Below are 25,318 nucleotides of genomic sequence, written 5' to 3'. Positions count from 1 at the left end.
CGAGTCAGCCGGCTAGCGCAGAGATTGCCGGCTGGAGCCAATTCCTCTCTCGGCACGGCCTGGCCCCCTCTCCCTTCAGGGAGAGGGCTGGGGAGAGGGAGCGGAGTCAATCTGTCGCACCTCGACAACCGGGAGGCGCCATTCGCGAGCAAGCTCGCTCCTACGAAAAGCCCCTCAACGCTCCTACCCTAAGCCGGCGTCAAACACTCCGGCCCATCGCAAGCCGGATCATTGACTATGCTCGCCAACGCCTGCTCCCGCAGCCGCACCTGCGGCCGCGCCAGCAGGCTCAGCAACTTGGGCAGCGGCGTCTCGTCCCCCAGCCAGAGGGCCCTGTCCTCCTCGCTCTCCAGCAGCAACGGGCGGCGCAGCGGTCCGGCCGCCTGGGTCACCAGGGCCAGGCTCAGCCAGGTGTGGCCGTCCACCGGGTAGGCCTCCCAGACTGCGGCGAAATAGCTCAGGCCGCTGGCGCCGGCCACCCAGTAGGGCCGCTTGCGCACCCCGCGCCATTCGTAGAAACCGTTGGCCGGCACCAGGCAGCGGCGGCGGGCGAAGGCTTCGCGGAACATCGGCTGCTCGTGCAGCGTCTCGGCGCGGGCGTGGGCCGGGGTGCGCGACAGGTCGGTGAGCCAGGCCGGGGTCAGGCCCCAGCGCGCCAGGTCGGCGCGGCGCACGCCGGCCTCCTCGCGCAGCATCAGCAGCTGCGCGCCGGGGGCGAGGTTCCAGTGCGGCGGGTGGTCCTTGGGAAAGCCCGGCAGCTCGGCGAGCTCGCGGGTCCAGCGGAACAGGGCAAAGCGGGCGGTCATCGGCGCTCCAGCGCGGCCTCAACAGAGCAGCACGCCGCTGGCCGGGCCGAACTCGTCGGCCGGGCCGGGCAACGGCTGCGCGGCATTGTACGCCTGGATCAGCTCCCGCGCCTGTTGCGCCGCATCGTCGTCGACCCACAGGTGCAGCAGCCCGTGCAGCGGCAGCTCGCCGATGCCACCGAGCAGGTGGCGGCCGCCGAGGTGGCAATCGATGCCCTCGCTGGCCAGCATGCCGGCCAGCAACTCGGCCTCGGCCAGGTCGGCCGGTTCGTAGACTCGCTGCATCAGTCGTCCTCCCGGTGAACCTCCAGCGTCCACTGGGCGCCGTCGGTGTACAGCTGGAACAGGATGGGCCGGCAACACACCGGACAATCTTCATAGTAGCTCTGGTCGCCGCCGGAGAGGTCTAGCACGGCCTCGACCGCTTCCCCGCAATAGGGGCAGCGGTAAGCCTGGGTCTCGAGCATCTGAAGGTCCCCTGTGACTTCCGTTATACTCCCGCGGTCTTTTTATCCGGCCAGGCCCGCGGGCATGGTCGGTTTTCCGGGGGAGAGGCCCGCGCCAGACGCGTGCCGTGCCAGTTACACCCATGAACAAGAGAGCATGATGGGCGAGTTCGAAGCCATCCGACCGTACAACGACGCCGAAGTCCCGGCCGTTCTCCAGCGCCTGCTGAGCGACGACGCCTTCCTGGGTATTCTGGCGCGTTATCGTTATCCGCGCCTGTCGCGCCCCTTCGGCTGGCTGCTGCGCCCGCTGATCGCCCACCGCCTGGCCCGCGAGGTCACCGGCATCCGCAGCGTGGTGGAACTGCAGGACAAGTGCGAGCCCTACGTCGACCGCACCATCGAGCACGCCACCGACGGCGTCACCTACTCCGGGCTGGACAACCTCAAGAGCGGCCGCGCCTACCTGTTCATCGCCAACCACCGCGACATCGTGATGGACCCGGCGTTCTGCAACTACGCCATCTACCACGCCAAGCTGCCGACGCCGCGCATCGCCATCGGCGACAACCTGCTGCAGCGGCCCTTCGTCAGCGACCTGATGCGCCTGAACAAGAGTTTCATCGTGCACCGCTCGATCAGCGGCCGGCGCGAGAAACTGGCGGCCTATACCACCCTCTCGGCCTACATCAACCACTCGATCCGCCACGACGGCGAGTCGGTGTGGATCGCCCAGGCCGAGGGCCGCGCCAAGGACGGTGACGACCGCACCGACTCGGCGATCCTCAAGATGTTCCACATGAGCCGCAAGGACGAGCCCTTCGCCGAGGTGGTCCGCGAGCTGCACCTGATCCCGGTGTCGATCAGCTACGAATACGACCCCTGCGACGCCGCCAAGGCCCGCGAGCTGTACACCCGCGCCACTACCGGCGAGTACCGCAAGGCGCCGGGCGAGGACGACGCCAGCATCGCCCAGGGCATCACCGGCTACAAAGGCCGCGTGCAGATCAACTTCGGCGCCGAGATGGACGGCGACTACGCCGACGCCAAGCAGTTGGCCGCCGCCCTGGACCGGCAGATCCTCGGCAACTACCGGCTGTTCCCGGTGCACTACCTGGCCTACGAGATGTCCGAGCTGCGCGACCCGGCCCTGGCCGTGCCCGGCGCCGAGAGCCTGTTCGGCGCCGAGGAACTGCGCCGGGCCCGCGAGCAGTGGCAGCAGCGCCTGCAGGCCTGCCCGCCGGAGCACCGCCCCTACCTGGTCCTGCAGTACGCCAACCCGGTGCTGAACCAATACCGGCTCAAGCAGGCCTGAGCCACCGCATGAACGAAAAGGGCGCCCATGGGCGCCCTTTTGCATCGTGACGGTGCGTTTTCAGCCCGGCAGGTGCGTGCTGTACTGGCTCAGCGCGACGGCCAGGGCCAGGCAGGCGAAGCCGAAGAGGTAGAAGAAGCGGTTGATCTTCGCCGTCGACGGCTCGGCCTCGGCCAGCGGCGCGGCCACGCCCTCGCCACCGGCGACCAGGCGTTGCAGGGCTTGGCGCTCGCGCCGGCGGGTGGCCAGCAGCAGCCAGGCGCCGGCCAGGGCGAAGAACAATGCCAGGTCGTTGAGAACCCGGGCGGGATGGGCCTGGAACAGATTCCAGAGCGCCTGCAGCGACATCACGACCTCCACACTTCAGGACTGCACGCCCGGAAGCCAGAAAGCGCCAAGGCCGAGTTCTGTACGAAGCGACGAACCGCAGCGGGTGCGTCACAGGACTGAAAGAAAGACGCCCGATTGTATCTGTCAGGAGGAAGGCACAGCCAGTTCGGTCGTCTTATTCACGACGAACGTCAGCCTTATCGAGAAGGGTTCTAAGCCTTTTCCGACACCTGGCACGTGACTGGCTAGTCACCTTTCGCCATCCGGTATCCCGCCTAGGAGATTCGCCATGCTCGAAATCGTACCCCACGAAAGCGCCTACCTGATCGAACACCTGGATGAAATCGAAGCCGTGGTCACCGACCTCTCCTTCAACGTCCAGGACGACCACTGGCTGGTGTACTGCCAGGCCTGCGGCCACGAACACCTGGACCTGCCGGAAGCCGACGAGCGCCAGCCGGCCTACGAGACCGACCCGTTCCGCCAGGCCGCCGCCTGAATTCCCGCGACCATGAACGAAAAAGCCCGGCACTCGCCGGGCTTTTTCATTCGCGCCAGTATGATCAGCGCTGGTTCAGCGTCTGCCCGATGGTCGGGTCCTTGAACACGCGGTCCAGGGCATCGCTGAGCACGTCGCTGACCAGCTTGGTGTTGGTCTGCTGGTTCGGCGCCATGCCGAAGCGCTGGTTCAGGCTGGAGCCGTAGCGACCGTTGTAGCGGCGCCCGCCGGCCTGCACGTCGACGCGGAAGGTCGCGCCTATGGTGGCCTCGGTGACGTAGATGCCGTCCTTGGGCGACTGGTACTTCAGCTCGGCCAGGGTGAGGGTCAGGGTCGGGGCGTTATAGGCGTTCGGCGAAGGGGTGAAGCCGAGCAGGCGCACCGCCGCCTCGGTCTGCGCCTGCAGCTTGGGAATCACGTCCTGGCTGCGCACGGTGACCGCGCTGGTCTCCGAGTAGAGGCCGCCACGGGTGCCCAGCTCGGTGCTCTGGCGGCCGTCGACCACCTTCACCACCACCGGCTGGCCCTGGCCGACGGCGACCGGCTGGCCCTTGAATACCGGGTCCGGGTTCAGTTGTTGCGGGCTGAGGGCACAGCCGGACAAGGCCAGGGTGCCGGCGGCGATCAGACTGAGCAACAGACGCTGCAACATGTTCGTGTCTCCATGGGTTGGGCTCGGAACGGCGGGCAGTATACCGGCCGTCGGAGCGCCCTGATAGCGCTCTGCAGCTTGGACGCTGGCACTTTGTTACAGGTTCCTTGGCGGTGACATGCGCAAGGACATAGCGCACCATATTGGTGCAAAAATAGGAAATACGGTGACTGGAACTCGGAAAAAAGTCTAAGTCCGAGGGCTTTTTTTGCTTTTCGTCGTTATAATCGCCCCCCGATTATAAGGACGCCTCCTGATCGGGTCCCACAGCACGACAGCCTTGCGCCCGTCGGCCTGTCACACCCTCCTAGAGAGTCGCCAATTGCGCCGTGGCCACCGGTCCCGCGCTTTGTACCGATCGTTGCGACGACACTTTCAGGCAAGGATTGCCGCGAGTCCCCTCCGTACCGAGTCCGGACCCGCCCGCAGCGACGACCCCCTTTGAGCTTCACGTCTCCATAAGAGCGTGATTTGAAGGTTTTTCACTACTTCACGAGAGTGTGGCGAGCGAGAATGGCGAACGAACACGAAGCGTTGGATGTGCTGCTGGTTGGCGCCGGCATCATGAGCGCAACCCTGGCGACCCTGTTGAAGGAAGTCGAACCCGGCACCCGCCTGGAGATCGTCGAACTGCAGGAGTCCGGAGCCATCGAGAGCTCCAACCCCTGGAACAACGCCGGCACCGGCCACGCCGGCCTCTGCGAGCTGAACTACACGCCGCAGGCAGCCGATGGCTCCATCGACATCAAGAAAGCGGTGCAGATCAACGCCCAGTTCGAGGTGTCCAAGCAGTTCTGGGCGCACCTGGTGGACAAGGAAGGCTTCGGCAATCCGCGCAACTTCATCAACCCGGTGCCGCACCTGAGCTTCGTCCGTGGCAAGGACGTGCCCTTCCTGAAGAAGCGCTTCGAGACGCTGAGCCAGCACCACGCCTTCGAGTCCATGGTCTACACCGAGGACCGCGAGCAGTTGGGCCAGTGGGCGCCGCTGACCATCCCCGGCCGCCCGGCCGACGAGCAGGTCGCCGCCACCCGCGTCGAGCATGGCACCGACGTCAACTTCGGCGCCCTGACCAACCAGCTGCTGGCCCGCCTGGGCAAGCAGGACGGCGCGAAGGTCAGCTACTTCCAGAAGGTCGTGGGCCTTGAGCGCGACGGCCAGGACTGGATCGTCGACATCAAGAACACCCAGAACGGCCAGTCGCGCAAGATCCGCGCGAAGTTCGTCTTCCTCGGCGCCGGCGGCGGCGCGCTGCCGCTGCTGCAGATGTCCGGCATCCCGGAAAGCAAGGGCTTCGGCGGCTTCCCGGTGAGCGGCCAGTGGCTGCGCTGCGACAACCCCGAGGTGGTCAAGCAGCACCAGGCCAAGGTCTACAGCCAGGCCGAGGTCGGCGCCCCGCCGATGTCCGTGCCGCACCTGGACACCCGCGTGGTCGATGGCAGGAAGTCCCTGCTGTTCGGGCCCTACGCCGGCTTCTCCACCAAGTTCCTGCGCCACGGCTCCTTCCTCGACCTGCCGCTGTCGGTGCGCGGCAGCAACCTGATGCCGATGCTGGCGGTCGCCCGCGACAACATGGACCTGACCCGCTACCTGGTGCGCGAAGTCATGCAGTCCATGGACCAGCGCCTGGAAAGCCTGCGCAAGTTCTACCCGCTGGCCAACCCGGCCGACTGGCGCCTGGAAACCGCCGGCCAGCGTGTGCAGATCATCAAGAAGGACGCCAAGAAAGGCGGCATCCTGCAGTTCGGCACCGAGCTTGTGGCCTCCGAGGACGGCACCATCGCCGCCCTGCTGGGCGCCTCCCCGGGCGCGTCGGTCACCGTATCGATCATGCTCGGCCTGCTGGAGCGCTGCTTCCCGCAGCAGTACAAGTCCGAAGCCTGGGGCGCCAAGCTCAAGGAAATCTTCCCGGCCCGCGAGAAGCAGCTGGAGACCGATGCCTCGGCGTACCGCGAGATCAACGCCTACACCTGGCAGAAGCTGCAGCTGGATCAGTGATCCAGCGCCAGCGCAAAAGGCCCGCCATTCGGCGGGCCTTTTCGTTTGTGCAGCCTTCGCTTCAGCGGGCGCTGATCATCCAGCCGACGCCGAAGCGGTCGTGGAGCATGCCGAAGCGCTGCGCCCAGAAGGTCTTCTCCAGCGGCATGTCCACCTGCCCCTCCTCGGCCAGCGCGGCGAAAGCCTTCTCGGCGGCGGCCACGCTGTGCAGGGCCAGGTGCAGCGAAAAGCCATTGAACGGCGCCTCGTGCTCGCCGCGGCCGTCGGACATCAGCACCTCGGTCTGGCCGATCTGCAGGCTGGCATGCATGACCTTCTCGCACCAACCGTCGGGCACCTGCAGCGGCCCCGGTGCCTCCTCGTAGCGCATCAGCGCGTTGAGCTGCGCGCCGAGGGCCTGCTGGTAGAAGGCGATGGCTTCGTCGCACTGGCCGTGGAAGAACAGATAGGGCTGTACATGCATGTCGGCGTCCTCACCTTGTCGTTGTTCTACCTGCAAGTCTAGGCGGGGGGCGGGGGATCTGCGCCGATGCGCTCTTCGTAGGATGGGTTGAGCTTGCGAAACCCATGCGGCCATGGCGATGGGTATCGCTTCGCTCCACCCATCCTACGGGGCCAGGCATCAGGCACGAAAAAGCCCGCACACGGCGGGCTTCTTCACGGCGAGATCGATCAGCCGCGGGCGGCTTCGATCACCTCGATGTAGGGCTCGGCCTGGCGCTGGTCGCGGATCAGCGCGACGAAGTCCTCGCCCTTGGCGTTCTTCGCGCCGAGGTCGTAACCGGCCTCGACGAAGAACTTCACGAAGCGCTCGAAATCGTCGATGCGCAGGCCGCGGTAGGCCTTGATCAGCTTGTGCAGCGACGGCGGGGTGTCGTCGGCCGGTTCGACCTCGAGGAACAGCTTGATCGACTCGTCGCCGATCTCTTCGCCAATCACCTGCTTCTTGTCTTTACGCATCGCTCACTTCTCTCTACGGCACCAGTCGACGGCCCGGCCGTCATCAAAGGCGGGCAGTGTAACCCCGCGGCGGGCGCCGGCTCAACGCAGGCGCACGGCGCCGCTGTGCAGGTCGGCCCAGACGTGGCCGTTGGGATAGCTGAGGAACTGGCAGAACACCGGGCCATGGCGCAGCAGGTCGAGCAGCTGGGTATAGGACGCTGCCGGGTAGGACAGGCTCAGGGTGCGGCTGGCGGCGTCGTAGCTGGGCTTCTTCAGGCTCTTGCCCTCGCTGTCGAAGCTGATCAGCACCTGGGTCACGGCGCCGCCCTTGTTCAGCGGCTTGCCCTTCAGGCGCAGCAGCGCCGGGGTGGTGATCGGGATCGGCTGCTGGTTGGACTGGCGCTGGTTGCCCAGCACCACGCTGTATTCGGTGACCTGCAGCAGTTGCTGCTGCTCCGGCGCCTCGCCGCGCAGGTTGTTGTCGTCCGGCGGCAGGAACTGGGCATGGGCCACCGGCGCAGCGGCGGCGAACAGCGGCCCGGAGAAGGCCAGGAAGGCAAGGCAGAACAGGTGGCGCAACGTCATCGTGAACCCCGCGGGAAAACTCGTCCGGCACTCTAGCACGGGCCCGGCGGCACTCGTACAGGTACGTGGTGGGGGCTTTCACGCATCGATAAGATTCGATGCATTCGCTCGCTCACATGCCGCCAGACGGAGGCAGAGGCCCCATGCTGCACAACGTTTACGAGCTCGACCTGCGCCCGCTGCTCGCCGAACGGCTCGGCTACGGCATCGAGCACAGCCCGCTGCTGCGCGACGATGCGGGCCACAACCAGGCCCTGCAGGCGCTGGTGGAGGACCTTTGCGCCGTGCATGGCGTGTCCCTGCCCTAGCCTTTAAACACGCTCAGGAATCCGGCTATCGCGGACAAAGTCCGCTACGTTGCAGGCGAGCTCGGCGCAGCCTGCAAGACGGGCGTAGGCGCTATGCGCCCTACATTGCTATGCCCTCCGGCAAACACAGAACCCCCGTAGGATGGTGTTGAGCGAAGCGATACCCATCACCATGGCCCGATGAGTATCGCAAGCTCAACCCATCCTACGAAGAGCATCTCGGCGCAGCCTGCAAGACCGTGCTTCCTACGATGTGTCAGCGCGGCGCGGTGATGTGCTTGATGCCGAGGAACGCCGACAGCCCCCGGCCCCCAGCTCGCGCCCTATGCCGCTGGCCTTGCCGCCGCCCCAGGAGGTCTGCGGGAACACCACCTGCGGCGAAAAGCCTCGCACTCAGGCGGGGAACTGCGCCCGCATCCAGGCCAGATATTCAGCCGCGCCAGGCTCGCCCTCGCGCGGGGCCCAGGCGCCGCGTTCGTCGTCGGCCAGGGCCTGGTAGGGGCCGGCCTTGCACTCGAAGATCAGGCTGTCCGGCGCCAGCGCCACCAGGGCGTGGAAGGTGCCCGGCGGCAGGTCCACGCCGGGGCAGTCGCCTTCGGGCGACAGCTCGCGGGTGGCGAGCAGTTCGCCGGCCTCGGAGAAGATCAGCAGGCCCAGGCGTCCCTTGAGCACGATGATGCTCTCGGCCTTGTCGGGGCTGCGGTGGCAGTGCGGCTGCACGTAGGTGTCCGGCTGCAGCGCATTGAGCAGGCGATGGCAGGGCTCCTCCATCGCATGCAGGTTGTGGTGCTGGCGGCGGCGCGGGCTGGCGGCCGCCTGACCGGCCAGCCCGGCGAACAGGGCCTGGTCGAGGAAACGCGGCCCGGCCACGGCTCAGAGGCCCTTGACGGCGAAGATGCCCGGGGCGTTGCGCCAGTAGCCTTTGTAGTCCATGCCGTAGCCGAAGATGTAGCGGTCCACGCAGGACAGGCCGACGTAGTTGGCCTTCAGGTCCGGGCGCGCCTTGCGGTCGTGGTCCTTGTCGATCAGCACCGCGGTGTGCACTTCGCGGGCGCCGGCGTGGCGGCAGAAGTCGATGATCGCCGAGAGGGTGTGCCCTTCGTCGAGAATGTCGTCGACGATCAGCACGTCGCGGTCGATGAAGGAGATTTCCGGCTTGGCCTTCCAGAACAGCTCGCCGCCGGTGGTCTCGTTGCGGTAGCGGGTGGCGTGCAGGTAGGACAGCTCCAGCGGGAAGTCCAGCTTCGGCAGTAGCTTGCCGGAGAAGATCAGCCCGCCGTTCATCACGCAGAACACCACCGGGTTGCGCTCGGCCAGGTCCGCGTTGATCGCCTGGGCGACGCGACCGATGGCGGCGTCCACTTCGGCGTCGTTGTACAGGCAATCGGCTTCGGCCATGACTTGGCGGATGTGCGCGAGATCGACGGACATTGGCGGGCTCTCCCGGAAAAAGTGCGCAAAGGTACCCATCCCTCTGCCCTGGAGCAAGTACCGGCGGACGAAAGTCGCCGACAATCCCGCGCCAGGCCAGGCGGGTTCCGGCAGTAGGCGGCCGGCGGCTATTTGTCGCGCACCGACTGCCAACTGCCCCTAAGATGCTTTACGCTACCGCAATTTTTTGCCAGCCCTCTCCCGGAGACCCCGTCCATGCCCGTGCACGAGATTCGCCATCCCCTGATCCGCCACAAGATCGGACTGATGCGCCGCCACGATATCAGCACCAAGAATTTCCGCGAGCTGGCCCAGGAAGTGGGCGCCCTGCTGACCTACGAGGCGACCGCCGACCTGCCGCTGGAGAACTACGAGATCCCCGGCTGGGCCGGCTCGGTGCAGGTGGAGAAGATCGCCGGCAAGAAGATCACCGTGGTGCCCATCCTGCGCGCCGGCATCGGCATGCTCGACGGCGTGCTCAGCCTGATCCCCGGGGCCAAGGTCAGCGCCGTGGGCGTGGCGCGCAACGAAGAGACGCTGCAGGCGCACACCTACCTGGAGAAGCTGGCGCCGGACATCGCCGAGCGCCGCTCGCTGATCATCGACCCGATGCTGGCCACCGGCGGCTCCATGGTCGCCACCATCGACCTGCTGAAGAAGGCCGGCTGCAAGGAAATCCGCGCCATGGTGCTGGTGGCCGCGCCCGAGGGCATCAAGGCGGTGGCCGAGGCGCACCCGGACGTCATCATCTATACCGCCTCGATCGACCAGGGGCTGAACGAAAACGGCTACATCATCCCCGGCCTGGGCGATGCCGGCGACAAGATCTTCGGCACCAAGCAGAAGGAAAACTGATCCATGGCCGATGAATTCAACGACCCGCTGTGGCGCCAGGTCATCGCCGGCGCGCAGATGCTCTTCGTCGCCTTCGGCGCCCTGGTGCTGATGCCGCTGATCACCGGCCTGGACCCGAACGTGGCGCTGTTCACCGCCGGCTTCGGCACCCTCATGTTCCAGCTGGTGACCGGGCGCCAGGTGCCGGTGTTCCTGGCCTCCAGCTTCGCCTTCATCACTCCGATCATCCTCGCCAAGGGCCAGTTCGGCCTGGCCGCGACCATGGGCGGGGTGGTCGCCGCCGGCTTCGTCTACACCTTCCTGGGCCTGGCGGTGAAGATCAAGGGCACCGGCTTCATCGACCGCCTGCTGCCGCCGGTGGTGATCGGCCCGGTGATCATCTCCATCGGCCTGGCCATGGCCCCCATCGCCGCCAACATGGCCATGGGCAAGGCCGGCGACGGCACCGAGCTGATCCCCTACCGCACCGCCATGCTGATCTCCATGCCGGCGCTGATCACCACCCTGATAGTCGCGGTGTTCGGCAAGGGCATGCTGCGCCTGGTGCCGATCATCAGCGGCGTGCTGGTGGGCTACGCGCTGTCGTTCATGTTCGGTGTGGTCGACGTGGCCAAGATCGTCGCCGCGCCCTGGCTGGAGCTGCCGAAGTTCACCGCGCCGGAATTCAACTGGCAGGCCATCCTGTTCATCGTCCCGGTGGCCCTGGCCCCGGCCATCGAGCACATCGGCGGGGTGATCGCCGTGGGCGGGGTGACCGGCAAGAACTACCTGAAGACCCCGGGCCTGCACCGCACCCTGCTGGGCGACGGCATCGCCACCTCCGCCGCCGGCCTGTTCGGCGGCCCGCCGAACACCACCTACGCCGAAGTCACCGGTGCGGTGATGCTGACCAAGAACTACAACCCGAAGATCATGACCTGGGCGGCGGCGTTCGCCATCGGCCTGGCCTTCGTCGGCAAGTTCGGCGCCATCCTGCAGAGCATCCCGGTGCCGGTGATGGGCGGCATCCTCTGCCTGCTGTTCGGCACCATCGCCTCGGTGGGCATGAACACCCTGATCCGCCACAAGGTCGACCTGTCCCAGGCGCGCAACCTGTGCATCGTCTCGGTGACACTGGTGTTCGGCATCGGCGGCGTGCTGATCGGCTCGGGCACCGGCCCGGACGACTTCGGCCTGAAGGGCATCGCCCTGTGCGCCATCGTCGCCATCGTCCTGAACCTGATCCTGCCCGGCGAGGAAGGCTGGCAGAACAAGGCGCTGGAGGAAGGCGCCAAGGAAACCGAACACCCGTGAGCCCCGGATGCCCCGGACCGACGAAAGGACCGGGGCGCCACTGCCGAGGCTGCCGTAGACTCCCCTCAGCGACTGCGAACGCCTGCCCGAAGCGGTAGTCCACAGAAGAGGGAAGCGCACAGTCCCGGAGGTAACCGTCATTTTCGTCTGCCGCAACATCCTGCGCCCCGACCCGAACGGAGCGCGCCCCACTCGCCGCGAGGCCCGGCCATGAGCCGCGCCTGGTGGCTGCTGATCGCCCTGCTCGGCGCCTCGCTGGTGCCGCTGGTGCTGGGTGGCCGGCCGATGCTCGAGCAACTGGCGAGCTTCCCGCTGGACAACCTGCTGCTGTTGCTCGGCATGATCCTGCTGTGCTGGCTGATCAACGCCCAGAAGCTGCGCGTGCTGCTGGCCGGCCGCGCCGGGCCGCTGAGCCAGCGGCAGTCGATCGGCATCATCATGGCCTCGGAATTCGCCTTCTACGCCACCCCCGGCGGCAGCGGCGCGCCGCTGACGCTGATGGCCCTGCTGGCCCGCCGCGGCCTGCGCCCGGCGCAGAGCAGCGCGATCTTCGCCGTCGACCAGTTGAGCGACCTGCTGTTCTTCCTCAGCGCCCTGCTGGTGGTGCTGTGCTACACGCTGTCCCACAGCCTGAGCCCGAACCTGGAATCCTCGCTGCTGGTCAGCGCCGTGCTGCTGGGCGGCATCCTGTTCGGCGTGGTGCTGCTGGCGCGCTTCCAGCGCCGTGTGATCCGCGCCAACGGCCGCCTGCTGGCGCGCCTGGGCGTCAAGCCGCGGCGGCGCCTGCACTGGGCGCGCAAGCTGCTGCACTTCCGCGACAGCATCGCCACCAGCCTCAAGCAGCCGCGCAGGCGCCTGGCGCTGGTGTTCCTGCTCACCAGCAGCCACTGGCTGCTGCGCTTCTCGGTGCTCTACCTGATCCTCCAGGCCATGGGCGTGGAGCTGCATTGGGCCTGGACCTTCCTGATCCAGCTGCTGTCCCTGGCCGCCGGCCTGGCCACCCTGCTGCCGGGCGGCGCCGGCGGCACCGAGCTGACCTCGCTGGCGATGCTCAGCCCGCTGGTGGGCAAGCCGACCGCGGCCGCGGCCATCCTGGTCTGGCGGGTGGTGACCTACTACTTCTACCTGGTGGCGGGCGCGCCGGTGTTCGCCATCATGGCCGGACGCCCGCTGCTGCGCCGCCTGATCGGCCTGCGCAACCGCGACGCCTAGCGCCGGCCCTGCCGGCGATTTCGCGCGCAGGGCGCGCTCCTACAGGGGAATGGCGCGGATGGGAAGGTGTAGGAGCGGACCTTGTCCGCGATAGCCGGAACCACCGGCGCGTTTCGCGGATAAGATCCGCTCCTACACCGTCCGGCAAACCCATCGCCATGGTCCGATGGGTATCGCAAGCTCAACCCATCCTACGAAAAGCACCTCGGCGCAGTCGGCAAGACAGTTGCGCCTACCGCACAGGCAGGCACGGCTCGTTCCCACGAAAAGCCGGGGTATCCCGCTGCCCCCTTACGGCACCAACACCGCCGCGCCCTGAAAACGCCCGTGGCGCAGATCGTCCAGAGCCTGGTTGGCCTGCTCCAGCGGGTAGCACTGCACCTCGGTGCGCACCCCGGCCCGGGCGGCGACGGGGAAGAACTCCAGGCCGTCGCGGCGGGTCAGGTTGGCCACCGAAACCAGCTCACGCTCCCCCCACAGGATCGAATACGGGAAGCTCGGAATGTCGCTCATGTGGATGCCGGCGCACACCACCCGGCCACCCTTGCGCACGGCACGCAACGCGGCGGGCACCAGTTCGCCGGCCGGGGCGTAGATGATCGCCGCGTCCAGCGGCTGCGGCGGCGCCTGGTCGGACGGCCCGGCCCAGACGGCGCCCAGCGAGCGGGCGAAAGCCTCGGCGGCGTAGTCGCCGGGACGGCTGAAGGCATAGACCTCGCGCCCCTGCCAGCGCGCCACCTGCAACACGATATGCGCCGCTGCGCCGAAGCCGTAGAGGCCCAGGCGCCGGCCGTCGCCGGCCTTGACCAGCGAGCGCCAGCCGATCAGCCCGGCGCAGAGCAACGGCGCCAGCTCGGCGTCGTCGCCCGCCTCGCCCAGGGCGAAGGTGAAGCGCGCATCGGCCACCACGTACTCGGCATAGCCTCCCGGCCGGGTGTAGCCGGTGAACTGCGGCGCGTCGCAGAGGTTTTCCTGGTCGCGGGTACAGGGCGGACAGTGACCGCAGGTATGCCCCAGCCAGGGCACGCCGACCCGCTGGCCCAGGGTGAAACCCTCGACGCCTGCGCCCAGGGCATCGACGTAACCGACGATCTCGTGCCCGGGGATCACCGGCAGGGGCACCGCCGGCAGCTCGCCGTCGACCACGTGCAGGTCGGTACGGCACACCCCGCAGGCCGCCACGCGCACGCGCAGCTCAGCCGGGCCGGGTTGCGGCACGGGCAGCTCGCGCAGTCGCAGCGGCTGGCCCACCTGTTCGAGCAGCATGGCGCGCATAGGTCACCTCCACACGGGCGAATCGGCTAGGGTTTCTTCGGCGGCGCCTCGGGGCGCGGCCCGTCGTCCTGCAGTTCGCGCCAGAGTTCGGCGGCGCCGGGGAACTCGGTGCCGTCCTCCTCGCTCAGCGCATCGATGTCGTAGCGGCTGGTACAGCCCTCGCCCAGGGTGGGCGGCGGGGTGGCTGTGCCGGGGGCTTTCTCGTCGGACATGGCCGGGCTCTCCTGCAATGCGGGTTCGCCCGGCCGACGCGGCTCAGGGCCTGTTTACGATCTCGCGAGCTAGAGCAGAACAAGGCAGAAACAGGCGAGAGAGCGCAGTTTAGTCCGCTAAATGAGCATCGCTCGCCTGTTTTTAACGCCGTTATGCCGACGCGCAGCAGATCGTGGACAGGTCCTCAGTCGAACACCACGGTCTTGTTATCGTGCACCAGCACGCGGTCTTCCAGGTGATAGCGCAAACCGCGCGCCAGCACCATCTTTTCCACGTCCTTGCCCAGGCGCACCATTTCCTCGACGTTGTCGCGGTGGCTGACGCGCACCACGTCCTGCTCGATGATCGGGCCGGCGTCCAGTTCCTCGGTGACGTAGTGGCAGGTCGCCCCGATCAGCTTCACGCCGCGCAGCGAAGCCTGGTGGTAGGGCTTGGCGCCGATGAACGAGGGCAGGAAGCTGTGGTGGATGTTGATCACCTGGTGGCGGTACTTCTGGCACAGGTCCGGCGGCAGGATTTGCATGTAGCGCGCCAGCACCACGTTGTCGGCCTGGTGCTCGTCGATCAGCCGCGACACCTCGTCGAAGGCCGGCTGCTTGTTCTTCGCATCCACCGGCACGTGGAAGTAGGGGATGCCGTGCCATTCGACCATGCTGCGCAGGTCGTCGTGGTTGGCGATCACGCAGGGGATCTCGCAGTCCAGCTCGCCGCTGTGCCAGCGGTGCAGCAGGTCGGCCAGGCAGTGCGACTCGCGGCTGGCCATCAGCACCACGCGCTTCTTCACCGCCGAGTCGGTGATGCGCCAAACCATGTTGAACTCGCGGGCGATGGGGGCGAAGGCCTGGCGGAACCCGTCGAGGTCGAACGGCAGGGAGTCGGCGCGAATCTCGTGCCGCATGAAGAACCAGCCGTTGTCGTTGTCGGAGTGATGACTGGCCTCGGTGATCCAGCCGTTGTAAGTGGCCAGGAAATTACTCACCTTGGCGACGATGCCGACCCCGTCGGGACAGGCGATCACCAGTCGGAAAGTGCGCATGGGTGTGGCTCCAGATACTTCGCGAAGGCCGCCATTCTAGCGGCTGCCCGGGAAAACCGCGACCGCCGCCAAGGGACATTCGGACAGGTCCTGATTTAAGTGCGCGGACAATACGTCTATCGAAGCAACTTAAATATTACGTTAAGTAGCCAGAAAACTTTATCCAATGGTTTACTCGAACAAATCGGCTGACTATTATTGGGAGTACTAATATTCCAGCAACGCTTGACCTCAAGACAAGGTACGCCGACATGTCACTGATCAATGAGTACCGCGCCACCGAAGAAGCCATCAAGGAACTTCAAGAGCGCCTCAAGTCCCTGGAAAAGGACGACAAGCTGAAGAAGGAACTGGAGTTCGAAGAGAAACTCCGCACGCTCATGGGCAGCTATGGCAAGTCCCTGCGCGACATCCTCGCGCTGCTCGATCCGGACGCCAAACTGAGCAAGGCCCCGCGTGCCGCCAAGGCCACCGGCAGCAAGCGCGCGCGCAAGGTCAAGCAATACAAGAACCCGCATAACGGCGAAGTCATCGAAACCAAGGGCGGCAACCACAAGACGCTCAAGGAATGGAAGGCCAAGTGGGGCGCCGACACCGTCGAGAGCTGGGCCACCCTGCTGGGCTGAGCCCGCCCCGCCGCGTCACGCGCATTGCGAAAACGCCAGCTTCGGCTGGCGTTTTTTATTGCCCGCGAAGAACTCGCGGAACACTAAAGGCAATAACGCTGACGCAAGGCCGCGGCATATGCCTGCCACTCCTGCAGCAATGCCCTGCCCTGCAGCCCAGTATTTTCGAGCTGTTCGGCCAGAGCCACTTCGAAGTTCGCGAGGGTATTGGGCGCGCCGTACTCGTCGAGCATCAGCCGGCAACGGCAGAACTCCCGCCATTGTTCCTGCTCGGCCGTAGACAAAGTTTCCGGAAAATTCCGCGCGCGATAACGGAACAGAAGTTCCACCAGGCGCGGATCGTCGAATGGCCATTGTTCTCGTCCCAGGCGCACGGGGTCCGCCTGGCGTACCTGTTCGCAGAGCCGCCGGTCACGGTCGCCGATAAAACCGTCATATAGCTGCTGTTCCGGATCGGCGACGCCGGGGAAGTTCTCTTGTTCATATATCGCGGCCAGCTTGTCCTGCCACTGCGGCTTGCCTTCGACCAGCACCTGCGCGCGCGCCTGCCAGGCCGCCAGGTCGATGCCCAGGCGCGCCTGGTCCTGCTCGCGCAGCACAGCCAGCGGCGCCAGCACCGGGCAGCGGTTGACGTGCACCAGCTTCAGCGGCACCGGCAGCTCGCCCTCGCCCAGTTCCTCGCGGCGGGTGTACAGGCGCTGGCGCAGGGCCTCGGCATCCAGCTCCAGCAACGGCGCCGGGTCCAGCCCCAGGTCGCAGACGATCAGGGCGTTGCGGTTGCGCGGATGCCACGCCAGCGGCAGCACCAGCGACAGGAAGCTGCGCGCCGCCGAGAAGCGCCCGGACACGTGCACCAGCGGCTTGAGCAGCTGCACCTGGTCGAGCACCGCGTGCTTGCCGCGCAGGCGGTAGAGGAAGTCGTAGAGCTTGGGCTGGCGCTGGCGGAGCAGCCGGGCCATGGCGATGGTCGCGCGCACGTCGGACAGCGCGTCGTGAGCCTGGCCGTGCTCCAGGCCGTTGGCCTCGGTGAGGCGCTCCAGCTTCAGGGTGACCACGCCCTCATCGTTCAGCGGCCACTGGATGCCTTCCGGGCGCAGCGCGTAGGCGGTGCGCACCAGGTCGATGAGGTCCCAGCGGCTGTTGCCACCTTGCCATTCGCGGGCGTAGGGGTCGAAGAAGTTGCGGTAGAGGCTGTAGCGCGTGACTTCGTCGTCGAAGCGCAGGGTGTTGTAGCCGGCAACGCAGGTGCCCGGGCGCGACAGCTCGGCGTGCAGGCGGGTCATGAACTCGGCTTCGCCCAGGCCCTGCTCTTCCAGGCGCCGCGGGGTGATGCCGGTGATCAGACAGGCCGCCGGGTGCGGCAGGATGTCGTCGCTGGGGCGGCAATAGAAATTCAGCGGCGCCTCGATCTCGTTGAGCGCCTCGTCGGTGCGGATGCCGGCGACCTGCAACGGGCGGTCGCGGCGCGGGTCGATGCCGGTGGTCTCGTAGTCGTACCAGAAGATGCTGGCGGTCATGACGCTCTCCCTTGGCCTGGCCGGGCAGTCTACCATCCCCCTGCGGGCTGCCCGGAACCTCGGTATGGGTTATGGTGTAGGCGCGGTTTCTTTCACATCACCAGGGATTGGCTCATATGAACCAGGAATTCGAACAGAACCCCTACGCGACACCGGCCAGCCAGTTGCAGCAGCCAGCCTCGGGGCCGAGCGCCCCCGGCATCGAGGAGGCCCTGGCACGCGGCTATAACTTCAGCGTCGACGGGCTGATCAACGAGGCCTGGCGCCTCGTCAAAGGCAGCAAGGGCACCCTGATCGCCGGCGCCATCGTCTACTTTGTGGCGGTCAACCTGACCGGCTTCGTCCTGGGCTTCATCCTGTCTTTCGCCCACCTCGCCATGGGCGGTGCGGCGCCGCTCGGCAACGAGGCGCTGGAGGTCAGCGTCGGTGTCATCTCCAGTGCCCTCTGTTCCCCGCTACTGGTCGGGCTGAACATGATCGGCATCCGCCGCGCCGCCGGCCAGCCCACGACCATCAACGAAATCTTCGTCTACTTCAGCCGCTTCACACCGATCTTCCTGACCGCCCTGGCGGTGAGCGCACTGTTCTATCTGGGCATCCTGCTGCTGTTGCTGCCGGGCATCTACCTGGGGGTCGCCTACGCCCTGGCGGTTCCCCTGGTGGCCGAGCGCGGTCTATCGCCCTGGCAAGCCATGGAGGCCTCGCGCAAGGCCATCAGCCAGCACTGGTTCAAGGTCTTCGGGCTGTTCTTCACCCTCGGCCTCATGCTCCTGCTCAGCGCCATCCCCCTGGGCATCGGCCTGGTCTGGACGCTGCCGCTGGCCTTCATCGCCATCGGCGTGCTCTACCGCACCATCTTCGGCGTCTTGCCGCCGGCCAACTGAGAAACAGCCCGGAATTGCCCGCCGCCCTGGTTGCCTAGCAGGGCGGCGCTGGCTAGCATCGGACTTTCCCTCTAGCGACCGCCAACGCCCTTGATCGCCGCCGCACCACCACGCCCCGCCAGCCCGCCGCTGGACACCCGCTACCAGGTGGAAACCCCGGAAGGCATCGACCTGCTCCTGTGCCCGGCCGGGCCGGTGGCCCGCGCCCTGGCGTACCTGATCGACCTGGGCATCCGCGTGCTGCTGATGCTGGTGATGTACATCCTGCTGGCCTTCCTCGGTCAACTGGGCACCGGCCTGGGGCTGCTGCTCACCTTCCTCGTCACCTGGTGGTACATGGTCCTCTTCGAAGTGCTCAACCAGGGGCGCTCGCCCGGCAAGCAGGTCATGGGCCTGCGCGTGGTCCACGACGACGGCACGCCGGTCGGTTGGTCCGCCTCGCTGCTGCGCAACCTGCTGCGCTTCGCCGACATCCTGCCCTTCGGCTACACCCTGGGCCTGCTCGCCTGCCTGTCCAACCCGGCGTTCAAGCGCCTGGGCGACCTGGCCGCCGGCACCCTGGTGATCTATCGCGACCCGCCACCGAGCCGGCCGCCGGTTCCCCAGGTGCCGCCGCAACTGCCGCCGTGCCCGCTGAGCCTGGCCGAGCAACGCGCCGTCACCGGCTTCAGCGAGCGCGCCGCGGGCCTGTCGGCGGCGCGCCGCGAGGAGCTGGCGGGGATTCTCGCCGAGCCCCTGGGCGTGCCCGCGGAACAGGCCGAGGCGCGCCTGGCCGGCATCGCCAGCGGCCTGCTCGGCGGAGGCCTGGCGCCATGAAGCAGAGCCTGTTCGAGCAGCGCCACCGCAACGACTGGAAGCGCTTCGCCAAGCGCCTGGAGCAGTTGGAGAGCGGCAAGCGCGAGGAATCCACCCGCGACGGCGACTTCGCCAGCGACTACCGCAGCCTCTGCCAGCAACTGGCCCTGGCCCAGGACCGCGGCTACAGCAGCCACCTGATCGACCACCTGCAGCAATTGGCCATGCGCGGCCACCAGCAGTTCTACCGCCACCGCAGCCACCTCGGCTCGCGGCTGATCGGCTTCCTGCTGGCCGGCTTCCCGCGCCTGGTGCGCGAAGAGTGGCGCGCCATCGCCGTCGCCAGCCTGCTGTTCTACGGCACCCTGCTGCTCATGGGCGTGCTGGTGTACTGCTTCCCCGACCTGGTCTACAGCGTGCTCAGCGCCGAACGGGTGGCGGAGATGGAAAGCATGTACGCCCCCGACGCCGCGCGCCTGGGCCCGCTGGGCGAGCGCGGCGCCGGGGACAACTGGCAGATGTTCGCCTTCTACGTGATGAACAACATCGGCATCGCCTTCCAGACCTTCGCCAGCGGCCTGCTGTTCGGCCTGGGCAGCCTGTTCTTCCTGTTCTTCAACGGCCTGATGATAGGCGCGGTGGCCGGCCACCTGACGCAGATCGGCTACGTGCAGACCTTCTGGTCCTTCGTCATCGGCCACGGCGCCTTCGAGCTGACCGCCGTCACCTTCGCCGGCGCCGCCGGGCTCAAGCTCGGCTGGGCGCTGCTCGCCCCGGGGCGCCTGAGCCGCGGCGAGGCGTTGCGCCAGGCCGCGGCCAAGGCCATCCAGCTGATCGCCGGGGTGATCCTGCTGCTGCTCGTCGCCGCCTTCGTCGAGGGCTACTGGTCCTCGCTCACGCGCTTCCCGGCCACGGTCAAGTACGGCGTCGGCGCCGCACTCTGGCTGCTGGTCGGCAGCTACTTCCTGTTCGCCGGACGCCAACGCCATGCGCCTGACTGACGCCAGCGTGGCGATCCGCCCACGCAGCGCCTGGGAGGCGCTGGACCTCGGCGTGCTCCTGGCGCGACGGCATGCCGGGCTGCTGATGGCCAGCTGGGCGCTGGTCACGCTGCCGGTGTTCGCCGTGCTCAGCCTGTTGCTGTGGGACTACTCCAGCCTGGCCATCCTGATCTTCTGGTGGCTGAAGCCGGCCTTCGAGCGCCTGCCGCTGTACATCCTCTCCCGCGCCCTGTTCGCCGACACCCCGACGCTGCGCGAGGCCCTGCGCGCCTTCCCCGGCCTGCTGCGGCGCCAGCTGCTGCCCAGCCTGCTGTGGCGGCGCTTCAGCCCGACGCGCAGCTTCGACCTGCCGGTGCTGCAACTGGAGGGCCTGGCCGGCGCGGCGCGCAGCCAGCGCCTGGTGGTGCTGGGCCAGCGCAACGCCGGCGGCGCCACCTGGCTGACGGTGGTCGGCATGCACTTCGAGCTGGCCCTGTACCTGGGGCTGATGGCGCTGCTCTACCTGATGCTGCCGCAGCAATGGCTGTCGGACTGGAAATGGCAGGCCCTGCTGGATGCCCTGCAAGGCGACTGGCAATGGCTGGAGCACCTGTCCAACCTGCTCTACGCGCTGGTCCTGGTGGTCTGGGAGCCGGTCTACGTGGCCTGCGGCTTCACCCTCTACCTCAACCGCCGCACCGAGCTGGAGGCCTGGGACATCGAACTGGTGTTCCGCCGCCTGCGCCAGCGCCTGGTGGGCAGCGCCTACGCCCTGCTGCTGGTGTGCGCCGGCGCCCTGGCGATGCTGCCCGGCAGCACGCCCTGGGCCGCGGAAAGCGCCACCAGCTGCCCGCTGCCCAACCAGGACCCGAACGGCCCCGAAGCCGCGCGCCTGCTGCACCAGAAGCTGACCAGCGAGCAGTCGCGCCAGGCCGTCGACGCCCTGCTCGACGCCCCGCCCTTCCGCAACAGCGAGACGGTCACCCGCTGGCGCCTGGGCGAGCCGCCCAAGGAGAAGGCCGGCAAGGGCAACGAGGACGACCTCAAGGCCTTCTTCGAGGCCCTGGCCCACTGGCGGCCGCTGGGCCTGATCCTGCAATCGCTGCAGACGCTGCTGTGGGCCGCGCTGATCGCCGCCGTGGTCCTGCTGCTGTGGCGCTACCGCGAATGGCTGCGCCTGTTCGCCTCCCGCCTGGGCCTGCCGCAGAAGGCCCCGGGCGAGGCGCCGGCGGTGCTGTTCGGCCTGGAACTGGCGCCGGAAAGCCTGCCCGAGGACGTCGCCAGCACTGCCGAGCGGCTCTGGGACGAGCAACCCCGCGCGGCGCTGGGCCTGCTCTACCGCGCGCTGCTCAGCCGCCTGCTGCACGACTACCGGGTGCCGCTGCGCGACTCCAGCACCGAAGGCGAAGTGCTGAACCAGGTGGAAGGCCTGCAGCGGCCCGAGCTGGACAGCTACGCGCGGGAGCTGACCGGCCACTGGCAGGCCCTCGCCTACGGCCACCGCCCGCCGCCCGGCGAGCTGCGCCAGGCGCTGTGCGACGGCTGGCGCCGGCTGTTCGGCCCGGGAGCGCCGGCATGAGCCGCTCCACCCGCTGGCTGCTCGGCGTGCTGGTGCTGCTGGTCGGCGCCGCCGTGGCCTGGTACCTGTACCAGAACCTGCGGCCCTACCCGGAGAAGATCGAACACGGCCCCTCCCCCGAGGTGCGGGCCAACCCCTACCTGGCCGCCGAGCGCTTCCTCCGCGGCCGCGGCCTGCGGGTCGACAGCGCCAAGGGCCTGGAAGTGCTCGACAAACTCCCCAGCCAGGGCCACACCCTGATCCTGCTGGGCGGCCGCGAGAACGTCACCCCCGCGCAGAACCGCGCCCTGCTCGACTGGGCGCGCCGCGGCGGCCACCTGATCGTCACCGCCGAGCGCCTGTGGGACGAGAAGGACGGCAAGAGCGGCGACCTGCTGCTCGACCCACTGGGCATCCAGCAATACCTGACCGAGGACCTGGACAAGGGCGCCAGCGCCGACAAGCCCGAGGCCGATGGCGAGGCCACGGCGCCGGCCAAGGTGCCGCCGCCCAAGGGCGTCGAGCAGCCAGCGTCCCCCGCGGCGGACCCGGCCAAGGCCGGCGAAGAAGAGGACGCCGACGCCTACCCGGACCTGACCAAGCTCTACCTGGAGAACGAGCAGGCCCCGGCCTACATCGGCTTCGACACCGAGTACCACCTCTACGACTCGAAGAACCTCGCCTACGCCTGGGCCAACAGCCACGACGCCACCCACCTGCTGCAACTGCAGCTGGGCGACGGCCTGGTCACGGTGCTGACCGACAACTGGATCTGGCAGACCGCCAACCTCGACGCCTACGACAACGCCTGGCTGCTCTGGTACCTGACCCAGGACAGCGCCGTCACCCTGGTCTACCGCGCCGACGGCGACAGCCTGCTCAACCTGCTGCTGCGCAACTACCCGCAGGCGCTCGTCGCCCTCGCCCTGCTGCTGGCGCTGCTGCTGTGGCGCGCCGGCCAGCGCCAGGGCCCGCTGCAACCGGTGCCCAGCCGCGCCCGCCGGCAACTGGTGGAACACCTGCGCGCCGGCGCCGACTTCCTGCTCCGCCAGCGCGGCCACGTGGCCCTGGTGCAAGGCCTGCAGCGCGACGTGCTGCGCCGCGCGCGGCAGCGCCAGCCAGGCTTCGAACGCCTGCCGATCGCCGAACAGTGGCAACTGCTCGGGCGCATGACGCGCCTGCCGGTCAGCGCCATCAGCCAGGCCATGCGGCCCTACCCGGCGCCACGCATGAGCGCCGCCGAATTCACCCGCCAGGTCGCCCACCTGCAAAGCCTCAGGAATGCCCTATGAGCGAACAGACGCCCGAACCCAGCGCCACCCCGTCCGCCAACCCGGCGGCCCAGCGCCAGCGCGCCAGCCAGCTGGCCCAGGCCCTGCGCCACGAACTGCAGAAGGCCCTGATCGGCCAGGTCGGGGTGATCGACGACGTGCTCACCGCCCTGCTCGCCGGCGGCCACATCCTGGTCGAGGGCGTGCCGGGGCTGGGCAAGACCCTCCTGGTACGCGCCCTGGCCCGTTGCTTCGACGGCGCCTTCGCGCGCATCCAGTTCACCCCCGACCTGATGCCCAGCGACGTCACCGGCCACGCCGTGTACGACCTGGCCAGCGAGCAGTTCAAGCTGCGCAAGGGCCCGGCCTTCACCAACCTGCTGCTGGCCGACGAGATCAACCGCGCCCCGGCCAAGACCCAGGCGGCGCTGCTGGAAGTGATGCAGGAACGCCAAGTCACCCTGGAGGGCCGTGCCCTGCCGGTGCCGCAGCCGTTCATGGTGCTGGCCACGCAGAACCCCATCGAGCAGGAAGGCACCTACCCGCTGCCCGAGGCCGAGCTGGACCGCTTCATGCTCAAGCTGCGCATGGACTACCCGCAGGAGGCCGAGGAACAGACCCTGGTGCGCCAGGTGACGCGCTCGGCGCGCAGCGACATGCTCGACGTGGCGCCGCTGCGCCCGTTGCTCAAGGACAAGGACGTGCTGGCGCTGCAGAAGATCGCCGCCGACCTGGCCATCGACGACCAGGTGCTCGACTACGCCGTGCGCATCGCCCGCACCACTCGCAGCTGGCCGGGCCTGGCCCTGGGCGCGGGGCCCCGCGCCTCCATCGCCCTGGTGCGCTGCGCCCGCGCCCGCGCGCTGCTGCGCGGCGGCGACTTCGTGATTCCGGACGACGTGAAAGGCTGCGCCCTGGCCGTGCTGCGCCACCGCGTGCGGCTGTCGCCGGAGCTGGACATCGAAGGCCTGTCGGTGGACCAGGTGCTGCAACAGCTGCTCGACCAGGTACCGGCGCCGCGCCTATGAAGCCATCGCGCGTCCTGCTCGCGCTGCTCGCCGCGCTGGCCCTGGCCGCCATCGGCCTGGGCAGCGCCACGGCCCTGGGCAGCCCGGCGCCGGCCTGGCTGCAACAGCTGTGGTGGGTCCTGCTGCTGGCCCTGCTCGGCCTGGCCTTGGGCGACGCCCTGTGGCTGCGCCGCCTGCCCAGCCCGCGCCTGCAACGCCAACTGGCCGGCAACCTGCCGCTGGGGCGCTGGAGCGAGGTGCGCCTGCAACTGCAGCACGGCTTCGGCCAGCGCCTGCGGGTGACGCTGTTCGACCACCTGCCCTCGGGCATGGAGTTCGAGCACCTGCCCCTGGCCGCGGAACTGCATCCGGGCGAGACCACCCAGCTCGGCTACCGCGTGCGGCCGCTGCAGCGCGGCCACTTCGTCTTCCCCCGCTGCGAGCTGGAACTGCCCAGCCCGCTGCGCCTGTGGCGCGGCCGGCGCTTCCTCGAGGTGCGCGACGAAACCCGCGTCTACCCCGACTTCGCGCGCATCTACGGCGCCGAGCTGATGGCCGTGGACCACTGGCTCAGCCGCATCGGCGTGCGCCCCGGCCAGCGCCGCGGCCTGGGCCTGGAATTCCACCAGCTGCGCGAATTCCGCGACGGCGACACCCTGCGCCAGATCGACTGGAAGGCCACCGCGCGCAAACGCACGCCCATCGCCCGCGAATACCAGGACGAACGCGACCAGCAGATTCTCTTCCTGCTCGACTGCGGCCGCCACATGCGCAGCAAGGACGGCGACCTCTCGCACTTCGACCACGCCCTCAACGCCAGCCTGCTGCTGGCCTACGTGGCCCTGCGCCAGGGCGACGCCGTGGGCCTGCAGACCTTCGCCGGCGAACGGCCGCGCCATCTGCCGCCGGCCAAGGGCAATGCCCAGCTGGGCGCGCTGCTCAACGCCGTCTACGACCTGGACAGCAGCCAGCGCCCGGCGGACTACGCGGCCGCCGTGCAGGCCCTGCTCACACGCCAGCGCCGCCGCGCCCTGGTGGTGCTGGTGACCAACCTGCGCGACGAGGACGACGAGGAACTGCTGGGCGCGGTGCGCCGCCTAGGCCGCCAGCACCGCGTGCTGGTCGCCAGCCTGCGCGAGGAAGTGCTCGACCAGTTGCGGCAGACGCCGGTGCAAGGCTACGACGAAGCCCTGACCTATTGCGGCGCCCTGGACTACCTGAACGCCCGCGCCGGCCTGCACGAGAAACTGCTGGCCAATGGCGTGCCGGTGCTGGACGCCAGGCCCAGCCAGTTGGGTCCGGAACTGGTCAGCCGCTACCTGGGTTGGAAGCGCGCCGGGACTCTGTAACCAGCGCCTTGCATTGCGCGTAGGGCGCCGGCCCCGCCGGACGTCCCGGTGGCACGGCCGACGGTGGCGATGGGTATCGCTTCGCTCAACACCATCCTACGACGGCATTTCTCCCACATTCGTAGGAGCGGACCT

Annotated in this window: 29 protein-coding genes; 15 read left to right on the top strand and 14 right to left on the bottom strand. The window is 68.1% G+C overall.

Going from position 1 to position 25,318, the window contains the following annotated elements:
- Positions 1-188 precede the first annotated feature (188 nt).
- Genes QSJ95_RS06785 through QSJ95_RS06775 form a run of 3 tightly spaced genes read right to left on the bottom strand, consistent with a single transcriptional unit; the run spans position 189 to position 1,273 of the window.
- Positions 189-806 carry an SOS response-associated peptidase gene (locus QSJ95_RS06785; RefSeq protein WP_043314061.1) on the bottom strand — a complete coding sequence of 206 codons (618 nt, stop codon included), beginning with the start codon at positions 804-806 and terminating at the stop codon, positions 189-191.
- 18 nt (positions 807-824) lie between these two features.
- On the bottom strand, positions 825-1,091 hold the full coding sequence (locus QSJ95_RS06780; protein WP_058487500.1) for a putative signal transducing protein: 267 nt from the start codon (positions 1,089-1,091) through the stop codon (positions 825-827).
- Positions 1,091-1,273 carry a CPXCG motif-containing cysteine-rich protein gene (locus QSJ95_RS06775; RefSeq protein WP_043314063.1) on the bottom strand — a complete coding sequence of 61 codons (183 nt, stop codon included), beginning with the start codon at positions 1,271-1,273 and terminating at the stop codon, positions 1,091-1,093. The genes QSJ95_RS06780 and QSJ95_RS06775 overlap by 1 nt, the downstream gene beginning before the upstream one ends.
- Before the next feature lie 136 nt (positions 1,274-1,409).
- On the opposite strand from QSJ95_RS06775, the gene QSJ95_RS06770 reads away from it, so the two are divergent.
- Positions 1,410-2,567, top strand: a complete 1,158-nt coding sequence (locus tag QSJ95_RS06770) for a 1-acyl-sn-glycerol-3-phosphate acyltransferase (protein ID WP_043314064.1) — start codon at positions 1,410-1,412, stop codon at positions 2,565-2,567.
- Positions 2,568-2,627: 60 nt separating this feature from the next.
- On the opposite strand, the gene QSJ95_RS06765 is transcribed toward QSJ95_RS06770, so the two are convergent.
- Positions 2,628-2,915 carry a hypothetical protein gene (locus QSJ95_RS06765; RefSeq protein ID WP_043314065.1) on the bottom strand — a complete coding sequence of 96 codons (288 nt, stop codon included), beginning with the start codon at positions 2,913-2,915 and terminating at the stop codon, positions 2,628-2,630.
- A 271-nt stretch (positions 2,916-3,186) separates the two neighbouring features.
- Between QSJ95_RS06765 and QSJ95_RS06760 the strand changes: the two genes are divergently transcribed.
- Positions 3,187-3,396 carry a hypothetical protein gene (locus tag QSJ95_RS06760; RefSeq protein ID WP_009615850.1) on the top strand — a complete coding sequence of 70 codons (210 nt, stop codon included), beginning with the start codon at positions 3,187-3,189 and terminating at the stop codon, positions 3,394-3,396.
- A 64-nt stretch (positions 3,397-3,460) separates the two neighbouring features.
- Here the strand turns inward: QSJ95_RS06760 and QSJ95_RS06755 are convergent, their stop codons facing one another.
- Entirely contained in the window at positions 3,461-4,048 is a 588-nt protein-coding gene (locus tag QSJ95_RS06755) for a YajG family lipoprotein (RefSeq protein ID WP_009615848.1), read from the bottom strand.
- A gap of 513 nt (positions 4,049-4,561) precedes the next feature.
- Between QSJ95_RS06755 and mqo the strand changes: the two genes are divergently transcribed.
- Entirely contained in the window at positions 4,562-6,046 is a 1,485-nt protein-coding gene (gene mqo / locus QSJ95_RS06750) for a malate dehydrogenase (quinone) (RefSeq protein ID WP_009615846.1), read from the top strand.
- Between the two features lie 61 nt (positions 6,047-6,107).
- Here mqo and QSJ95_RS06745 read toward each other — a convergent pair whose 3' ends face one another.
- From QSJ95_RS06745 to QSJ95_RS06735, 3 genes are all read right to left on the bottom strand, one after another.
- Positions 6,108-6,509: a VOC family protein gene (locus tag QSJ95_RS06745; protein WP_009615843.1), complete on the bottom strand. Its 402-nt coding sequence runs from the start codon at positions 6,507-6,509 to the stop codon at positions 6,108-6,110.
- Positions 6,510-6,718: 209 nt separating this feature from the next.
- On the bottom strand, positions 6,719-7,006 hold the full coding sequence (locus QSJ95_RS06740; protein ID WP_009615841.1) for a PA4642 family protein: 288 nt from the start codon (positions 7,004-7,006) through the stop codon (positions 6,719-6,721).
- Between the two features lie 81 nt (positions 7,007-7,087).
- Positions 7,088-7,573 carry a hypothetical protein gene (locus QSJ95_RS06735; protein ID WP_009615837.1) on the bottom strand — a complete coding sequence of 162 codons (486 nt, stop codon included), beginning with the start codon at positions 7,571-7,573 and terminating at the stop codon, positions 7,088-7,090.
- Between the two features lie 143 nt (positions 7,574-7,716).
- Between QSJ95_RS06735 and QSJ95_RS06730 the strand changes: the two genes are divergently transcribed.
- On the top strand, positions 7,717-7,881 hold the full coding sequence (locus QSJ95_RS06730; RefSeq protein ID WP_285641015.1) for a hypothetical protein: 165 nt from the start codon (positions 7,717-7,719) through the stop codon (positions 7,879-7,881).
- Positions 7,882-8,274: 393 nt separating this feature from the next.
- On the opposite strand, the gene QSJ95_RS06725 is transcribed toward QSJ95_RS06730, so the two are convergent.
- Together QSJ95_RS06725 and QSJ95_RS06720 are read right to left on the bottom strand one after the other, a co-directional pair.
- Positions 8,275-8,751, bottom strand: coding sequence for a WbuC family cupin fold metalloprotein (locus QSJ95_RS06725; protein WP_043314067.1), 477 nt, complete (start codon positions 8,749-8,751; stop codon positions 8,275-8,277).
- A gap of 3 nt (positions 8,752-8,754) precedes the next feature.
- Complete coding sequence (locus tag QSJ95_RS06720; protein WP_009615834.1) at positions 8,755-9,312, bottom strand: hypoxanthine-guanine phosphoribosyltransferase; 558 nt, start codon at positions 9,310-9,312, stop codon at positions 8,755-8,757.
- Between the two features lie 216 nt (positions 9,313-9,528).
- Here QSJ95_RS06720 and upp point away from each other — a divergent pair, with 216 nt between their 5' ends.
- From upp to gpgF, 3 genes are all read left to right on the top strand, one after another.
- A complete protein-coding gene (gene upp, locus QSJ95_RS06715; protein ID WP_285641012.1) occupies positions 9,529-10,167 on the top strand; it encodes a uracil phosphoribosyltransferase in 639 nt (212 codons plus the stop codon).
- 3 nt (positions 10,168-10,170) lie between these two features.
- Complete coding sequence (locus QSJ95_RS06710; RefSeq protein WP_285641010.1) at positions 10,171-11,460, top strand: uracil-xanthine permease family protein; 1,290 nt, start codon at positions 10,171-10,173, stop codon at positions 11,458-11,460.
- A gap of 210 nt (positions 11,461-11,670) precedes the next feature.
- Complete coding sequence (gene gpgF, locus QSJ95_RS06705) at positions 11,671-12,672, top strand: glucosaminyl phosphatidylglycerol flippase (RefSeq protein ID WP_043273284.1); 1,002 nt, start codon at positions 11,671-11,673, stop codon at positions 12,670-12,672.
- A 291-nt stretch (positions 12,673-12,963) separates the two neighbouring features.
- Here gpgF and QSJ95_RS06700 read toward each other — a convergent pair whose 3' ends face one another.
- From QSJ95_RS06700 to purU, 3 genes are all read right to left on the bottom strand, one after another.
- Positions 12,964-13,947 (bottom strand): zinc-dependent alcohol dehydrogenase family protein, encoded by a 984-nt coding sequence (locus QSJ95_RS06700; RefSeq protein ID WP_285641009.1) that lies wholly within the window; start codon positions 13,945-13,947, stop codon positions 12,964-12,966.
- Positions 13,948-13,973: 26 nt separating this feature from the next.
- On the bottom strand, positions 13,974-14,159 hold the full coding sequence (locus QSJ95_RS06695) for a hypothetical protein (RefSeq protein ID WP_043314071.1): 186 nt from the start codon (positions 14,157-14,159) through the stop codon (positions 13,974-13,976).
- A gap of 185 nt (positions 14,160-14,344) precedes the next feature.
- Positions 14,345-15,196: a formyltetrahydrofolate deformylase gene (gene purU, locus QSJ95_RS06690; RefSeq protein ID WP_009615828.1), complete on the bottom strand. Its 852-nt coding sequence runs from the start codon at positions 15,194-15,196 to the stop codon at positions 14,345-14,347.
- Between the two features lie 251 nt (positions 15,197-15,447).
- On the opposite strand from purU, the gene mvaT reads away from it, so the two are divergent.
- Positions 15,448-15,822: a histone-like nucleoid-structuring protein MvaT gene (gene mvaT / locus QSJ95_RS06685; protein WP_009615827.1), complete on the top strand. Its 375-nt coding sequence runs from the start codon at positions 15,448-15,450 to the stop codon at positions 15,820-15,822.
- Positions 15,823-15,905: 83 nt separating this feature from the next.
- Here mvaT and sbcB read toward each other — a convergent pair whose 3' ends face one another.
- Positions 15,906-17,339 (bottom strand): exodeoxyribonuclease I, encoded by a 1,434-nt coding sequence (gene sbcB / locus QSJ95_RS06680; protein WP_285641005.1) that lies wholly within the window; start codon positions 17,337-17,339, stop codon positions 15,906-15,908.
- Positions 17,340-17,455: 116 nt separating this feature from the next.
- Between sbcB and QSJ95_RS06675 the strand changes: the two genes are divergently transcribed.
- From QSJ95_RS06675 to QSJ95_RS06645, 7 genes are all read left to right on the top strand, one after another.
- On the top strand, positions 17,456-18,223 hold the full coding sequence (locus QSJ95_RS06675) for a DUF975 family protein (RefSeq protein ID WP_009615825.1): 768 nt from the start codon (positions 17,456-17,458) through the stop codon (positions 18,221-18,223).
- Positions 18,224-18,313: 90 nt separating this feature from the next.
- Positions 18,314-19,039, top strand: coding sequence for an RDD family protein (locus QSJ95_RS06670; RefSeq protein WP_285641002.1), 726 nt, complete (start codon positions 18,314-18,316; stop codon positions 19,037-19,039).
- On the top strand, positions 19,036-20,019 hold the full coding sequence (locus QSJ95_RS06665; RefSeq protein WP_285641001.1) for a stage II sporulation protein M: 984 nt from the start codon (positions 19,036-19,038) through the stop codon (positions 20,017-20,019). Before QSJ95_RS06670 ends, QSJ95_RS06665 begins: the two co-directional genes overlap by 4 nt.
- Positions 20,006-21,577 (top strand): DUF4129 domain-containing protein, encoded by a 1,572-nt coding sequence (locus QSJ95_RS06660; protein ID WP_285640999.1) that lies wholly within the window; start codon positions 20,006-20,008, stop codon positions 21,575-21,577. The genes QSJ95_RS06665 and QSJ95_RS06660 overlap by 14 nt, the downstream gene beginning before the upstream one ends.
- Entirely contained in the window at positions 21,574-22,848 is a 1,275-nt protein-coding gene (locus tag QSJ95_RS06655; protein WP_058070315.1) for a DUF4350 domain-containing protein, read from the top strand. The genes QSJ95_RS06660 and QSJ95_RS06655 overlap by 4 nt, the downstream gene beginning before the upstream one ends.
- Positions 22,845-23,855: an AAA family ATPase gene (locus tag QSJ95_RS06650; RefSeq protein WP_009615810.1), complete on the top strand. Its 1,011-nt coding sequence runs from the start codon at positions 22,845-22,847 to the stop codon at positions 23,853-23,855. Before QSJ95_RS06655 ends, QSJ95_RS06650 begins: the two co-directional genes overlap by 4 nt.
- Positions 23,852-25,183 carry a DUF58 domain-containing protein gene (locus QSJ95_RS06645; RefSeq protein WP_285640997.1) on the top strand — a complete coding sequence of 444 codons (1,332 nt, stop codon included), beginning with the start codon at positions 23,852-23,854 and terminating at the stop codon, positions 25,181-25,183. Before QSJ95_RS06650 ends, QSJ95_RS06645 begins: the two co-directional genes overlap by 4 nt.
- Positions 25,184-25,318 lie beyond the last annotated feature (135 nt).

Source organism: Pseudomonas sp. NBRC 100443 (assembly GCF_030268185.1).
Classification (GTDB): Bacteria; Pseudomonadota; Gammaproteobacteria; order Pseudomonadales; family Pseudomonadaceae; genus Pseudomonas; species Pseudomonas citronellolis.
Note: the sequence above shows the minus strand (reverse complement) of the source record. Positions and strands in the feature narration are given on the sequence as shown.